This is a genomic window from Micromonospora trifolii (assembly GCF_022229005.1).
In the GTDB taxonomy this organism is placed as follows: domain Bacteria; phylum Actinomycetota; class Actinomycetes; order Mycobacteriales; family Micromonosporaceae; genus Micromonospora; species Micromonospora trifolii.
In genome coordinates, this window is the sequence record NZ_JAKKFD010000008.1 from 68,945 (window position 1) to 83,843 (window position 14,899).

General features: G+C 70.2%; 13 protein-coding genes and 1 tRNA gene. 9 read left to right on the top strand and 5 right to left on the bottom strand.

The window, feature by feature from the left end; genetic code table 11:
* Positions 1-215 precede the first annotated feature (215 nt).
* Complete coding sequence (locus NIE79_RS05695; RefSeq protein ID WP_238677539.1) at positions 216-1,772, top strand: S8 family peptidase; 1,557 nt, start codon at positions 216-218, stop codon at positions 1,770-1,772.
* Between the two features lie 67 nt (positions 1,773-1,839).
* On the opposite strand, the gene NIE79_RS05700 is transcribed toward NIE79_RS05695, so the two are convergent.
* From NIE79_RS05700 to NIE79_RS05710, 3 genes are all read right to left on the bottom strand, one after another.
* Entirely contained in the window at positions 1,840-2,646 is an 807-nt protein-coding gene (locus NIE79_RS05700; RefSeq protein ID WP_238677540.1) for a WecB/TagA/CpsF family glycosyltransferase, read from the bottom strand.
* On the bottom strand, positions 2,643-3,758 hold the full coding sequence (locus tag NIE79_RS05705; protein ID WP_238677541.1) for an NAD-dependent epimerase/dehydratase family protein: 1,116 nt from the start codon (positions 3,756-3,758) through the stop codon (positions 2,643-2,645). The genes NIE79_RS05700 and NIE79_RS05705 overlap by 4 nt, the downstream gene beginning before the upstream one ends.
* Positions 3,759-3,822: 64 nt before the next feature.
* A tRNA-Leu gene (locus NIE79_RS05710) sits at positions 3,823-3,908 on the bottom strand.
* A gap of 206 nt (positions 3,909-4,114) precedes the next feature.
* Here NIE79_RS05710 and NIE79_RS05715 point away from each other — a divergent pair.
* The 8 genes from NIE79_RS05715 to NIE79_RS05750 are packed head-to-tail and all read left to right on the top strand — an operon-like array spanning position 4,115 to position 13,836.
* A complete protein-coding gene (locus NIE79_RS05715) occupies positions 4,115-4,903 on the top strand; it encodes an FHA domain-containing protein (RefSeq protein WP_007454122.1) in 789 nt (262 codons plus the stop codon).
* 6 nt (positions 4,904-4,909) lie between these two features.
* Positions 4,910-5,395 carry an FHA domain-containing protein FhaB/FipA gene (locus tag NIE79_RS05720; protein ID WP_238677542.1) on the top strand — a complete coding sequence of 162 codons (486 nt, stop codon included), beginning with the start codon at positions 4,910-4,912 and terminating at the stop codon, positions 5,393-5,395.
* A complete protein-coding gene (locus tag NIE79_RS05725; RefSeq protein ID WP_238677543.1) occupies positions 5,392-6,870 on the top strand; it encodes a PP2C family protein-serine/threonine phosphatase in 1,479 nt (492 codons plus the stop codon). The genes NIE79_RS05720 and NIE79_RS05725 overlap by 4 nt, the downstream gene beginning before the upstream one ends.
* A gap of 30 nt (positions 6,871-6,900) precedes the next feature.
* Complete coding sequence (locus NIE79_RS05730; protein ID WP_238677544.1) at positions 6,901-8,394, top strand: FtsW/RodA/SpoVE family cell cycle protein; 1,494 nt, start codon at positions 6,901-6,903, stop codon at positions 8,392-8,394.
* Positions 8,391-9,896, top strand: coding sequence for a peptidoglycan D,D-transpeptidase FtsI family protein (locus NIE79_RS05735; RefSeq protein WP_238677545.1), 1,506 nt, complete (start codon positions 8,391-8,393; stop codon positions 9,894-9,896). Before NIE79_RS05730 ends, NIE79_RS05735 begins: the two co-directional genes overlap by 4 nt.
* Position 9,897: 1 nt before the next feature.
* Positions 9,898-11,307, top strand: a complete 1,410-nt coding sequence (locus tag NIE79_RS05740; RefSeq protein ID WP_238677546.1) for a serine/threonine-protein kinase — start codon at positions 9,898-9,900, stop codon at positions 11,305-11,307.
* Positions 11,304-13,121 (top strand): Stk1 family PASTA domain-containing Ser/Thr kinase, encoded by a 1,818-nt coding sequence (pknB, locus tag NIE79_RS05745; protein WP_238677547.1) that lies wholly within the window; start codon positions 11,304-11,306, stop codon positions 13,119-13,121. Before NIE79_RS05740 ends, pknB begins: the two co-directional genes overlap by 4 nt.
* A gap of 52 nt (positions 13,122-13,173) precedes the next feature.
* Positions 13,174-13,836: a SanA/YdcF family protein gene (locus NIE79_RS05750; protein WP_238677548.1), complete on the top strand. Its 663-nt coding sequence runs from the start codon at positions 13,174-13,176 to the stop codon at positions 13,834-13,836.
* A gap of 125 nt (positions 13,837-13,961) precedes the next feature.
* On the opposite strand, the gene NIE79_RS05755 is transcribed toward NIE79_RS05750, so the two are convergent.
* Together NIE79_RS05755 and NIE79_RS05760 are read right to left on the bottom strand one after the other, a co-directional pair.
* Positions 13,962-14,612, bottom strand: a complete 651-nt coding sequence (locus tag NIE79_RS05755; RefSeq protein ID WP_238677549.1) for an aminodeoxychorismate/anthranilate synthase component II — start codon at positions 14,610-14,612, stop codon at positions 13,962-13,964.
* A 2-nt stretch (positions 14,613-14,614) separates the two neighbouring features.
* Complete coding sequence (locus NIE79_RS05760; protein WP_238677550.1) at positions 14,615-14,896, bottom strand: hypothetical protein; 282 nt, start codon at positions 14,894-14,896, stop codon at positions 14,615-14,617.
* Positions 14,897-14,899 lie beyond the last annotated feature (3 nt).

The following is a 14,899-nucleotide window of genomic DNA, read 5'->3' on the forward strand; positions in this document are numbered from 1 at the left end:
TTCGAGAGTCTTTCCCGAATCCCGGCGAGGCGAATCCGGGCCTGTCCCCCGTTCGCCCCGGACGCCGGGCCCGTAGGGGGTCATCACTCGAAGGTATGGCCGTTTCGACATGTTCAACTGCCCGACGGCTGACCTACCCTCAGCTAGATCGGCAAGTGTCGATTGATGTTGGGACCGGTGGTCACGTTTCGCTGCCGGTCAGAGGGAGGTAGGAGATGGGTCTTCCACGAAGGTCCGTACTGATCGGGGTGGCAGCGGCGACAGTGCTGGCCGTCGGTACCCCGGCCCTGGCCGCCGAACCCGTGGGTGTGGTTCGGGCCGCCGGCGGAGCCACCGCCGTGCCGGACAGCTACATCGTCGTACTCAAGGACAGCGCAGTGGCCCGGGACCGGGTCGGCGACACCGCGAAGCGGCTCTCCGGCCGCCACGGCGGCACTGTGGCCCGCACCTACGGTGCGGCGCTGCGCGGCTTCGAGGTCACTGTGAACGCGAGCGCGGCGGCGCGGATCGCGGCCGACCCGGCGGTGGCGTACGTCGAGCAGAACCACACCGTCTCGATCTCCGGCACGCAGGCCAACCCGCCCTCCTGGGGCCTCGACCGGATCGACCAGCGCAACCTGCCGTTGGACAGCTCCTACACCTACCCGAACACGGCGAGCAACGTGCACGCCTACATCATCGACACCGGCATCCGGTTCTCCCACAACGACTTCGGCGGCCGGGCCACCTCCGGCTACGACGCGGTGGACGGCGGCTCGGCCGACGACTGCAACGGGCACGGCACGCACGTGGCCGGCACCGTCGGCGGGTCCGCGTACGGGGTGGCCAAGGCCGTCCAGCTCGTCGGCGTGCGGGTGCTGAACTGCTCCGGCAGTGGCACCAACGCCGGTGTGATCGGCGGCGTCGACTGGGTCACCGCGAACGCGATCAAGCCGGCGGTGGCGAACATGAGCCTCGGTGGCGGCGCGAACAGCTCGCTGGACAACGCCGTCCGCAACTCGATCGCCTCGGGTGTCACGTACGGCCTGGCGGCCGGCAACGACAACGGCGCGAACGCCTGCAACACCTCGCCGGCGCGTACCACGGAGGCCATCACGGTGGGCTCGACGACCAGCTCGGACGCCCGGTCGTCGTTCTCCAACGTCGGCACCTGCCTGGACATCTTCGCGCCCGGCTCGTCGATCACCTCGGCCTGGTACAACAGCAACACCGCCACCAACACGATCAGCGGCACCTCGATGGCCACCCCGCACGTGGTCGGAGCGGCGGCCCTGGTGGCCAGCGCCAACCCGACCTGGACCCCGGCTCAGGTCCGCAACCAGCTGGTGGCCAACGCCACCCCCAACGTGGTGGGCAACCCTGGCTCGGGCTCGCCGAACCTGCTGCTCTACGTGGGCACCGGCACCACCCCGCCGCCGCCCACCGGCTGCACCGGCACCAACGGCACCGACGTGTCGATCCCGGACGCCGGCTCGGCGGTGACCAGCTCGATCACCATCTCCGGCTGCGGTCGCAACGCCTCCTCGGCCTCCACCGTGGCGGTGAACATCGTGCACACCTACCGCGGTGACCTGGTCATCGACCTGCTGGCCCCGGACGGCAGCTCGTACCGGCTGAAGAACAGCAGCACCTCGGACAGCGCCGACAACGTGAACGCCACGTACTCGGTGAACGTGTCCGGTGAGGCCGCCGACGGCATCTGGCGACTTCAGGTGCGGGACACCTACTCGGCCGACACCGGCTACATCAACACCTGGACCCTGACAGTCTGACCGGTCTCCCTACGACCGAGGCCCCACCCGGCACGCCGGATGGGGCCTCGCGTCGTACGGATCGGGCTCAGACCGAGAAGGTGGCCGGCCGCTCGGTGGCCGGGGCCGGCGGGCGGGCCTTCCACAGGCCGATCTTCTGCGCGGCGAGGCGGCTCAGGTAGGCCGGGTTGAGGATGACGTAGCGGCGCCAGAGCCGCTTCGGCTCCAGACCGAGGCGCCAGAACCACTCGAGACCGGCGCGCTGCATCCACGGCGGGGGCTGGCGCAGCAGCCCGGCGTGGTAGTCGAAGGCCGCGCCGACAGCCATCAGCGGCATGTCGAGCAGCGGGCGCATGGCGTACGCGAAGACCTCCTGGCGCGGGCAGCCGAGCCCGACCAGGACCAACCGGGCACCACTGGACCGGATCCGGTCGGCGATCTCGGCGTCCTCACCGGGCTGGACGGCACGGAACTTGGACGGCTCCACCCCGGCGATCTTCAGCGCCGGGAACATCCGCTCCAGGGCCGGGATCAACCGGGTGAGGGTTTCCTCGGTCGAGCCGTACAGGTAGACCGGAAGCCCCTCGTCGGCGAAGCGTGACAGCACGTGCAGGGTCAGGGTCGGGCCGTACACCCGGTCGCTGAGCCCGGCGTGGTGAAGCAGGTTGAGCGCCCACCGCACCGGCTGCCCGTCCGGCGTGACAACGTCGAAGGAGTTGAGCCGCGCGTTGTGCGCCGGGTCGAGCACCCCGGTCATCACACCGTGCACTGCCAACGCGGTCAGCGCGAGGGGACGCCGCTCGTGTGCCGCGGTGACCACCGCGTCGGTCGCCGTGGCGTAGTCGGTGGCGTCGACCAGGACGCCGAGCACGTTGCGCTTCGTCCGGGCGCTCATGGCTGGGCCACCCACTTGTCCACGTTGGCCTCGTAGATTTCCCGCAGGATCATCGGCACGTCGTATGTGATCTTCCAGTCCGGATACTGCGCCTCGAACCGGGCCATGCTGCTGACGTACCACTGGTGGTCGCCGGTGCGGCTCTGCTCGACATAGTTGATCCGCGCCTCGCGGCCGGTGATCTCCTCGGCGATCCGGAACGCCTCGATGTGCGAGGTGTTGGAGTGCCGGCCGCCACCGAGGTTGTAGACCTCGGCGGATCGCGGGGCCCGGAAGAACGCCTCGAACGCGGTCAGCACGTCGTGCGAGTGGATCGCGTCCCGGACCATCTTGCCCTTGTAGCCGAAGAGGTTGTACGTCCGGCCCTCCATGACGCAGCGCATCAGATAGGCCAGGAACCCGTGCAGCTCGGCCGCGGAGTGCGCCGGGCCGGTCAGCGTGCCGCCCCGGAAGCAGGCGGTCTTCATGTCGAAGTAGCGACCGTACTCCTGGACCATCACGTCCGCGGCGACCTTGGAGGCGCCGAAGACCGAGTGCAGCGAGTGGTCGATCGACATCTCTTCGGTGATGCCCTGGTACCAGCGGTGGTCCTCGGGCAGTTCGTACCGGGTCTCCAGCTCGATGAGCGGCAGGCTGTTGGGCCGGTCGCCGTACACCTTGTTGGTCGAGCAGTGGATGAACGGCGCGTCGATCGCGTGCCGGCGGGTGTTCTCCAGGATGTTGAGCGTGCCGCCGGCGTTCACGTCGAAGTCCGTGTACGGCTCCTTGGCTGCCCAGTCGTGGCTCGGCTGGGCAGCGCTGTGGATCACCACGGCGATGTCCGAGCCGTACTTCTTGAACACCTGCTCCAGGCCGTCCCGGTCCCGGATGTCCACCGCGAAGTGGGTGTACGCGTTACCCAGGTCACGGCCGAGCCGTTCCAGACTCCACGAGGTGGAGCCGTCCTCGCCGAAGAAGTACCGGCGCATGTCGTTGTCGATGCCGACGACATCCAGACCGAGGCCGGCGAAATGCCGGACCGCCTCGGAGCCGATCAGACCACCCGACCCTGTCACCAACGCGACACTCACACGCCACTCCTGGTCCATCGGAGGCAGAATCCATCGGAGCATAGCGTGACGTCCAGCACGCCCCGATATGACGGAAGGGCCCCGCATGAAGCGGAGCCCTCGTCGGTGGTGGGGATGGGGGGAGTTGAACCCCCACGCCCTTTCGGGCACACGGACCTGAACCGTGCGCGTCTGCCATTCCGCCACATCCCCGTGGCACAACCCGGAACACTCTAGCTGCCCGGCCCCGCTGTCTCCAACGGGCCTCGGGAATACTACGCTGTCCCTGGCGCTCGCCACGAGCGATTACCGTTCGTGGCGGACGAAAGATTAGCACGACAGTCGCGGCCCTTCCGAACGGGCCGAGAGCAGCCGGCCGAGCGGCGTGTGAGCTGCGCGCGCGCCGGCCGGATACCATCATGTCCTCGGGACCCGAGGAGGAGCCGGTGAGCGTGCTGCAACGCTTCGAGAAGCGTCTGGAAGGCCTGGTCGAAGGGGCCTTCGCCAAGGTCTTCAAAGGGGTGGTCCACCCCGTGGAGATCCTCAACGCCATGCAGCGGGAGGCCGAGGCGCACAAGGCGATCCTGGCCGGTGGGCGCACGTTGGTGCCCAACCGCTACGTGATCGATCTCTCGCCGTTCGACCACAGTCGGCTGGCGCCGTACGCCGCCGCGCTGGCCCAGGAGTTGGCCCAGTCGCAGGCGGAGTTCATCGGCGAGCAGGCGTGGACGGTCTACGGCGACGTGATCGTCGAGATCGAGCGAGGGGAGGGTCTGGACACGGGCATGTTCCGTGTCACGGCCGAGGTCTACACCGGCGGCGAGGTCGCCCCGGTGTCGGCGCCCGGCTACGACGCCGGCCCGCCCGCCTACCCCGCGTACGACCAGGGCGGTGGCTACGGCCCGCCGCCCGGGCACGGTGGCGGTCGCAACGTGCGGCTGGTCTCCGGCGACGGTCGTACCTACCCCCTCCAGATGGGGTCGACGGTGATCGGTCGCGGCGACCAGGCCAACCTGCGTCTGCCCGACGTCGGCATCTCCCGGCGACACGCCCGGCTGGATTTCGACGGGGGTCAGGTCGTGCTGACCGACCTGGGTTCGACCAACGGCACCATGGTGAACGGGCAGCGGGTCTCCGCCGTCGCGCTCAACCCCGGTGACATGGTCCAGCTCGGGACGACGACGCTGACCTTCCGCGTGGACGGCTGACCCGCCTTGCCGGAACTGGTCATCACCGTTGCCCGGTTCGGGTTCCTGATCCTGCTGTGGATCTTCGTGTTCACTGTGGTCGGCGTGATCCGCCGGGACCTCTTCGCGGGGGCCCGGTCTGGTCGTCTGGTGGCCGCACCACGCGCGGTGGGCGCCTCGACGGGGCAGGCGGCCAAGCCAGCGAAGGTGAAACGGGGCCGAGCGGCACACCAGCTCGTGGTGACGGCTGGTCAGCTGGCCGGCACCAAAATCACTCTCGGTGAAGCGCAGATCACGATCGGTCGGGCCGAGGACTCCACCCTGGTCATTACCGACGACTACGCCTCCGCGCGACACGCCCGGCTCCTGCCGCGTGACGGGCAGTGGTACGTCGAGGACCTTGGCTCGACTAACGGCACGTACCTCGATCGCGCTAAGGTCTCCGGACCAACCCCCGTCCCCCTCGGCGTGCCGATCCGGATCGGCCGCACTTCCCTCGAATTACGGCCATGACTCTGACCCTGCGCTATGCGGCCCACAGCGACCGCGGTCTGATCCGAGACGGCAATCAAGACTCCGTCTACGCCGGGCCGCGGTTACTCGCCGTTGCCGACGGCATGGGCGGTATGGCCGCCGGTGACGTCGCCAGCAACATCGTCATCGGTGCCATGGCGCCGCTCGACGAGGACGTCCCAGGGGACGCTCTCGTCGACGCGTTGCGTTCGGCCGTGGGCACCGCCAACCAACAACTCCGCGACACGGTGGACGCCAACCCACAGCTGGAGGGGATGGGCACCACGCTGACGGCGACCCTCTTCACCGGCAGCAAGCTGGGAATGGTCCACATCGGCGACTCGCGGGCCTATCTGCTGCGCAATGGCGAGTTCGCGCAGATCACCAAGGACGACACGTACGTCCAGATGCTTGTCGACGAAGGTCGGATCAGCGCCGAGGAGGCGAGCAGCCACCCGCAGCGGTCGCTGCTCACCCGAGCCCTCGACGGTCGGGACATCGACCCGGAATACTCGGTCCGCCAGGTCATGCCCGGCGACCGGTATCTGATCTGCAGCGACGGCCTCTCGGGCGTGGTCAGCGCCGAAACCATCGGCGAGACCCTGCGGGAGTACACCGACCCGCAGCAGTGCGTCGAGCGGCTGGTGCAGCTCGCGCTGCGCGGCGGTGGGCCGGACAACATCACGGTGATCATCGCCGACGCCACGGACCAGGACATCGTGGAGGCGACCCCGATCGTGGGCGGCGCCGCCGCCCGGGACCGCGGCATGGCCACCTCGGCCGACGACTCGACTCCGGCAGCCCGGGCATCGGCGCTCTCCGCGCCGCGCCCGGCCGCACCCGAGGAGCCGGCGGCCTCCGACGATGACGCCGACCGGCCGAAGCGACGCCCGGTCCGGACCGCCGCGATGGCGCTGGCCCTGCTGGTGATCGTCGGCGGAGCGTCCTTCGGTGGTTGGACGTACACCCAGCGGCAGTACTACGTGGGCGCCACCGAAGAGGGCCAGGTTGCCGTCTTCCGCGGTGTCCAGGGTCAGATCGCCGGGATGGACCTGTCCAGCGTGCACCGCCGCAGCGGCACCCGGCTGGACGACCTCACCGTCGCCGCACAGGACACCGTCAAGGTCGGCATCCGGGCCAAGAGTGAGCCGGACGCCGAGCGTCAGCTCGCCGAGCTGACCAGCGACACGCCGAGCAACCCGAACCTGAAGCCGCTCTGCCCGCTCGACCCGACCGTCGCTGGCGGCAACAACACGCCCACGCCCACGCCGACGCCGGTCGGTTCGACACCGACCCCGAACGGCAGCCCGAGCGCCAACGCGTCGCCGACCCCCAACGGGGTTGTCAGCGCGAGCCCGACCGCCGGTGCCACCACCGCTCTCGGTGGGGCCGGCGCGACCACCACACCCGACGTCACGCCCTCCGACTCGGCAACGCCGGCGCTCGACCCGGCCGGCTGCCGGTCTCCTGAGTGAGCGTCGGCTGAGATCCTGAGGACTCCACCCGTGACCGTAGCGGCCACACCGGCACCCTCGCCCGCCACTGCGGGCGAGCAATCCGGCGTACGCCTGGCGCGGTCGCGCCGCAACGCCGAGCTGTACCTGCTGTTGCTCGCGATGGTGCTGGTGGCCGCGTACGGGGCGACCGTCGAGGCGAACCTGCTGGACACGGTCACCCCGGACTTCTGGATGCCGGCCGCCGCGCTCGGCGCGGTCTTCCTCGGCCTGCACCTGGTCATCCGGTTCCTCGCCCCGTTCGCCGACCCGGCGCTGCTGCCGGCGGTGGCCCTGCTCAACGGGCTCGGGGTGGGCTTCCTGCGCCGGATCGACCTGGGCGACGCCCCGGTGGCCGAGCGGGAGAGTCTGGCCGTCTTCGCCGGGCAGGGTGGGCGCCAGTTGGCCTGGACGCTCGGTGCGGTGATCCTCGCCGCCGGCCTGCTCGCGATCATGCGCGACCACCGGTCGATCTCGCGGTACGCGTACACCCTGGGGTTGGCCGGCATCGTGCTGGTGATGATCCCGGCGGTGCTGCCGTCGAGCATCTCCGAGATCAACGGCGCGAAGCTTTGGGTCCGGGTCGGCAGCTTCTCCATCCAGCCGGGTGAGTTCGCCAAGCTGGCGCTGCTGGTCTTCTTCGCCTACTACCTGGTGCGTAAGCGCGAGGTGCTGTCGCTGGCCAGCCGGCGCTTCCTCGGCATCGACTTCCCGCGGGGCCGCGACCTGGGCCCGGTGGTCGGCGTCTGGCTGATCAGCGTCCTGGTGCTGGTCTTCGAGAAGGACCTGGGCACCTCGCTGCTCTACTTCGGCATGTTCGTGGTGACGCTCTACATCGCCACCGAACGTGTCAGCTGGCTGCTGATCGGCCTGGTCCTCTTCTTCGGCGGCGCCTACCTCGCCTACTTCCTCGGTTCGACGGTGGGCGGTCCGTTCGCCAACTTCTACGTGCGGGCGGAGATCTGGCTCGACCCGTTCGCCGACCCGACCAACAAGGGCTACCAACTCGTGCAGGGCCTGCTGGCCCTGGGCACGGGTGGGCTCTTCGGTGCCGGGCCGGGTGGCGGTCAGCCGGAGATCCTGCCCGAGGTGCAGAACGACTTCATCTTCGCCGGCATCGGTGAGGAGATCGGCCTCTTCGGCCTCTCCGCGCTGCTGGTCGTCTACCTGCTCATCGTGGAGCGCGGGCTGCGTGCCGCGCTCGCGGTACGGGACTCGTTCGGCAAGCTGCTCGCCGGCGGTCTCGCGTTCACTCTCGGCCTCCAGGTCTTCGTGATCGTCGGCGGGATCAGCAAGCTGATTCCGCTGACCGGTCAGACCACCCCGTTCCTGTCCGCCGGTGGGTCGTCGCTGATGGCCAACTGGCTGCTCATCGCGGTGCTGCTGCGGGTCTCCGACGGCGCCCGCCGGCCGGTGACCGGAGGCGGCGGCGGCAAGGCGGCTCGCCCCAGCGCTGGCCCGCCCGAGCAGCTGCACGGTGCTCCCACGGAGGTGATCAAGCCGTGAACGCACCCCTGCGCCGCGTTGGCGTCGTCGTCATGGTCCTGTTCGGTCTGCTCTTCGCCAACCTCAACTGGATCCAGGCCTACAAGGCGGATGAATACCGGACCAGCGACTACAACGGTCGGGTCCAGGTCGCCGAGTACGACCGCAAGCGCGGAAACATCGAGGCCGGCGGTACGGCCCTGGCCACGAGCAAGGAGACCAGCGGGAGCCTGAAGTTCCAGCGCACCTACCCACTCGGCGCCAAGTACGCCCACGTGCTCGGCTACAAGCCGGTCAACCTGGCCGACCAGGGCATCGAGCGGGTGGAGAACGACTTCCTGGCCGGCACCAGCGACCAGCTGATCGGCGACCGGTTGAAGGACATGTTCACCGGCGACGACACCGGCGGCGGCAACGTGCTGCTCACGCTCTCGAAGCGGGCCCAGGACGTGGCGTACGACCAACTGAGCGACAACAGGGTGGGCGCCAAGAGGGGTGCGGCGATCGCCATCGATCCGCGTACCGGCGCCATCCAGGCGCTGGTCTCCATGCCGAGCTTCGACCCGAACCCGCTGGCCAGCCACGAAACCAAAGAGGCAACCGCGGCGTACAACAAGCTGGAACAGGACCCGGAGGGTCCGCTGAAGAACCGCGCGCTCTCCGAGACACTTCCGCCGGGCTCCACCTTCAAGATCGTGGTTGCGGCGGCGGCACTGGAGAACGGCGTCACCAAGGCCACCCAGATCCCGGCCGGTTCCAGTTGGACCCCGCCCACGTCGGGCACCCCGATCCGTAACGCCGCCGCCTCGATCTGCCCGGATCCGAAGGTCACCCTGCTGGACGCGGTCACCTACTCGTGCAACACCGGCTTCGCCCAGCTCGGCGTGCGGCTCGGCGCCGAGACTGTCAAGGAGAAGGCCCGCCAGTTCGGCTTCGAGCAGGACGACCTGACCGTCGGCCAGCTCGGCGAGGGCGGCCTGCCCACCGCGGCCAGCCGGACCGGGGACATCCAGAACCCGGACGGCAGCACCGACCAGGCCGCGCTGGCCCAGTCCTCGATCGGCCAGAACAACGTCCGGATGACGCCCCTCGAAGGCGCCATGATCGCCGGCTCGATCGCCAACAACGGCAGCCAGATGCGGCCGTACCTGGTGCGGCAGCTGCTCGCTCCGGACCGGACAACCAGCTACTACACCGCGAAGGCGCGGGAGCTGCGCCAGCCCGTCGAGCCGCAGGTCGCCACCGACCTGCGCGAGATGATGGTCAGCGTGGTTCGGAACGGCACCGGCAAGGGTGCCGCGATCAGCGGCTACACGGTCGGCGGCAAGACCGGCACCGCCCAGTCCGCACCGGACCGGCCCGACCACGGCTGGTTCATCGGCTTCGCCCTGGACAAGAACGGCAACCCCGTCTCCGCTGTCTGCGTGTCGTTGGAGCAGGCAGGCCCCGGTGGTAGCGCCGAGGCCGCTCGGATCGCCGGCCAGATCATGAAGGCCGCCATCGCCGACCCAGGGGGTCGCTGACATGCTCAGCCCCGGCGTGCAGCTCGGCAACCGCTACCGTCTCGACGAGCGGATCGCCAGCGGCGGCATGGGCGACGTGTGGCGCGGCACCGACCAGGTGCTCGGCCGGACGGTCGCGGTGAAGAGCCTGCTCCCCGCCCTGCTCGACGACCCGGACTTCGGCGAGCGGTTCCGCGGCGAGGCCCGCACCATGGCCACCATCAACCATCCCGGCGTGGTGGACGTCTACGACTTCGGCAACGACCAGCAGATCGCCTTCCTGGTCATGGAGTACGTCGAGGGTGACGCCCTGTCGTCAACGTTGAGCCGGGTCGGCCGGCTCACTCCGGCCCGGACGATGGCCCTCGTCGCGCAGGCCGCCGACGCGCTGCACGCCGCGCACGAGAAGGGCATCGTGCACCGCGACGTGAAGCCGGGCAACCTGCTGGTCCGGCCGAACGGCACGCTGGTGTTGACCGACTTCGGCATCGCCCGCTCCGACCTGGTCGGCCAGCTCACCGCCGCCGGTTCGGTGCTCGGCACCGCCTCGTACATCTCGCCGGAGCAGGCCACCGGCGGCGTGGCCACCCCGGCGTCCGACGTGTACGCCCTCGGCGTGGTCGCCTACCAGTGCCTGGCCGGTCGACGGCCGTTCGAGGGCGACAACCCCCTCGACATCGCGATGCGGCACGTCCGGGAGACGCCCCGGCCCCTGCCGGCCGACATCCCTCCGCAGGTACGCGCCCTGGTCGAACGGGCCTTGGCGAAGGACCCGGCCGCCCGTTGGCCGAGCGCCGCCGCACTCGCCGGGGTCGCCCGTCAGCTCAAGGCCGCGCTCTCCCAGCAGGCCAGGGCCGGCGCCAACTCCGGGCCGGTCTCCGCTGCGCCGGCCTCACCCGCCGCGCCCGGCCGGGCCCAGGTGCCGCAGGCACACCAGATGCGCCCGCCGACTGCCCGCCCGCCGGTGGCCGGGCAAAGGCCGACCGCTGTCGCACCCGCCCAACAGCCACGCCCCACCGCCGTCGCGCCGGCCGTTCAGCCCGCCCGGCCACAGGGCGCACCGAACGGCTACCCGCGCGGTGCGGCAGCGGTGCCGTCCGGGCCGCCCCGGCAGGAACACCCGCCGGCGTACGTCCGACAGGCCGGCCCGGCGACGCCGTCACCCCAGCCCCAGCGGTCCCGGCCGGGAATGGTGCTCCTCGCCATCCTGCTGGCCGTGCTGGTCCTGCTCTGCTCCGGCGTGATTTCCTACAACCTACGGAAGCAGTCGCAGGCCGGTGTATCCGCCGGGCTGGCGCCGCGCACCGTGGCGTCCGGCGCGCTACGACTCGACGGGCGCGACGATCCGACCTGGACGTCGTACCGTCGGGAGGTACGACTCCAGCCGGGCAACGGCGGGACGACGACGAGCGAAGGACGACAGACGCGATGACAGCGCAGGCCCGCCTGCTCGGTGGCAGGTACCAGGTCGGCGAGCTGCTCGGCTATGGCGGCATGGCCGAGGTGCACCGTGGTCGCGATCTCCGGCTCGGTCGGGACGTCGCGATCAAGATGCTCCGCACCGACCTCGCGCGGGACGCGACGTTCCAGATGCGGTTTCGTCGGGAAGCGCAGAACGCCGCCTCGCTCAACCACCCGGCCATCGTGGCGGTCTACGACACCGGCGAGGAGACCGCGCCGACCGGTGAGACGCTGCCGTTCATCGTCATGGAGTTCGTCAACGGGCGGACCTTGAAGGAGGTCCTCGGTGCCGAGGGGCGACTCCAGCCCCGCCGTGCGCTGGAGATCTGCGCCGACATGTGCGCCGCACTCGAGTTCAGCCACCGGCACGGCATCATCCACCGGGACATCAAGCCCGGCAACGTGATGCTCACCCAGACCGGCCAGGTCAAGGTGATGGACTTCGGCATCGCCCGGGCTCTGGCCAGCGGCGCGACCACAATGACGCAGACCAGCGCGGTCATCGGCACGGCGCAGTATCTTTCCCCGGAGCAGGCGCGCGGCGAGGCCGTCGACGCGCGCTCCGACGTGTACGCGGCCGGCTGTGTGCTCTTCGAGCTGGTCTGCGGGCACCCGCCGTTCGTCGGGGACAGCCCGGTCAGCGTCGCGTACCAGCACGTACGGGAGACACCGCCGACGCCGAGCGACATCAACCCGGACGTCACCCCGGCCGTCGACGCGATCGTGCTCAAGGCACTGTCGAAGAACCCGCTCAACCGCTACCAGAGCGCCGGCGAGATGCGGGCCGATCTGCTCCGCGCCGCCGCCGGCCGGCCCGTGCTGGCCACCCCGGTGCTGCGCGAGGCGGAGACCGTGGCGATGGCCCCGGCCGGCGGTGGGGGCGGCTATCCGCCTTCCGGCCGTGGGCCGCAGACCGGGCAGATCCCGGCCCGGGTGGGCGACCCCCGTCAGCGCAAGGCTTCCTCCTGGCTGATCGCGATGTTCAGCGCGGTCGGCGTGCTGGCGGTGATCGCCCTGGTCGCCGCCCTGCTCTGGAACATGCAGCAGGACAAGGACCTGAAGTCGGTGCCCACCCTCACCGGCAAGACCCGGGATGCGGCGATCGCCGAGCTCAAGAGAGTCGGTCTGTCCGCGCAGGTGGGTGACCCGGTGCTGACAAGTGACTGCACAGTGGGCACTGTCGTCCAGCAGAACCCGCTGCCGACCACCCAGGTCGAGCAGAACCGCACGGTCACCATTCAGGTCTGTGGTGGCAAGCCCGAGGTGCGCGTTCCCGCCGGGCTCAAGGGCAGCAAGCAGGACAGCGCCATCGCCCGGCTCACCGAGGCGAAACTGACGTTCGACGTCAAGACGGTGAACGCCGAGGCGAGCGAGGACGAAGTCCTGAATGTCGACCCGCCCTCGGGCGAGAGCGTTCCCGAAGGCACGAAGGTCACGCTCACGGTCTCGAACGGCAAGGTCAAGCCGGTGCCGGATGTCGTCGGACTGGGCCAGGAAGAGGCCACCCGCGTCCTCAAGAACGCCGGCTTCACTGTTGTCGTGAACGACGGGCCGGAGGTGCCCGCCGACCAGGCGGGAAAGGTCACCGACCAGAGCCCGAACGGCAACGAGAAGAAGCCCACCGGCACGAAGGTGACCATCAAGGTGAGTCAGCCGGAGCCGGAGACCGACCCGACGCCGACGGGCACGCCGACGGGCACGCCGACGGGCACGCCGACCACTCCCGGCAACGGGGGCGGCATCGGCCTGCCGTTCCCACCTCCGCCGAGCCGGCCGCAGGACTAGGCAGCACCCGGGCATCGGCATGGCCGAGGCGGAATCGGTCCCGGTCGGGCCGGTGCGGCGATGGCCTCGACGCGTCCGCCGGCTGGTCATCGTGGGCCTCGTCCTGCTCGTGCTCGCCAGTTCGCCGTGGCTGTGGACGACGCTCGCCGCACGCGGCCACCTGTACGCCGCCGCCGACGCGCCGGCCGCCGACGTGGTGATCGTGCTCGGCACCGAGGTGGCAGCCGATCGGCAGCGGCCGGGGGATCGTCTCGCCGGGCGCCTGGACACCGCCGCCGAACTGGTGGCCAGTGGGCGGGCCACCGTCGTCCTCGTGTCGGGCGACGGCGGCGGCGCCTCAGGTGACGAGCCGGCGGTGATGACGACGTACCTCTCCGAGCGGGGCGTCGACAGGCGTCGGGTGGTGGCCGACCCGTTCGGCCTGGACACCTACGACAGTTGCGCGAGAGCGCGCGAGGTGTACGGCGTCGAGCGGGCCCTGATCGTCACCCAGTCGTACCACCTGTCCCGGGCGGTGACGCTGTGCCGGCAACTCGGCCTCGACGTCGACGGGGTGGCTGCCCGTTGTGACGGCTGCGGCGCTGCCCTGCTCGCTGAGAAGTCGGTTCGGGACTACTTCGCCAGTGGCAAGGCGGCGTGGGACGCGGTGCGCGATCGACCGCCGGCGGTGCGGTCGCCAGCGGACCCCGCGATCCAGAACCCGCTCCGGGGCTGACCCACCACCCCCACCCCGCCGATCTTGCACTTGCTGTCGCGACACATGGGGCATCCCCACCCATACCGACGACCGAAACTGCAAGATCGGCGGGGTGGGGGTGGGGGTGGGGTGGGGTGGGGGCTTCAGGCGGTGGCGAACGCCGCGCGACGACGGGCGTCGACCTCGGCGGCCAGCGCGGGTGCCCGCTCCAGCGCCTCGGAGTGACCGCAACTGGCCAGCCAGTTGGCCAGCATCAGGTGACCGCCCTCGGTGAGCACCGACTCCGGGTGGAACTGGACGCCCTCGATGGGCAGCGTCCGGTGCCGCATCGCCATCACCACGCCGGAGCCGGTCCAGCCGGTGACCTCCAGTTCGTCGGGGAGCGTCTCGGGCAGCACGGCGAGCGAGTGGTACCGGGTGGCGGTGAACGGGTCAGGCAGACCGGCGAGTACGCCGACCGAGTGGTGTCGTACCTCGGAGGTCTTGCCGTGCAGCAGCTCCGGAGCGCGCGTCACTGTCGCCCCGAAGGCTTCGCCGATCGCCTGGTGGCCGAGGCAGACGCCGAAGATCGGCAGCTTGCCCGCGTACTCCCGGATGACGTCCAGGCAGATGCCGGCGCGGTCCGGGCTGCCCGGCCCGGGTGACAGCAGGATGCCGTCGGCGCCGACAGTGCCCACCTCGGCGACGTCGATCTCGTCGTTGCGACGGACCTCGCAGTCCACGCCGAGCTGACCCAGATATTGCACGAGGTTGAAGACGAACGAGTCGTAGTTGTCGATCACCAGGACGCGCATGGTCACCTGCTCGGAGAGGGAGGCGCGGAGTTGTTCTGATCGGTGTCGTACGGCAGCTCGTGCTCGTCGCCGGCCGGGGTCTCCCCGGTCACCGGGTCGCCGCCGCCACCCGTCTCGGCGGGTACGCCGGACTCGACCTGCACGTCGTCGAAGGGCAGCAGAGGCTCGGCCCAGGGGAAGGCGACATACCACAGCAGGGCCACGGTGGCGGCCAGGAGCAGCACCGAGCCGGTCAACTTCCCGACCACACCGAACGGCAGCTTGCGCCAGATGAACGCGTACATCGG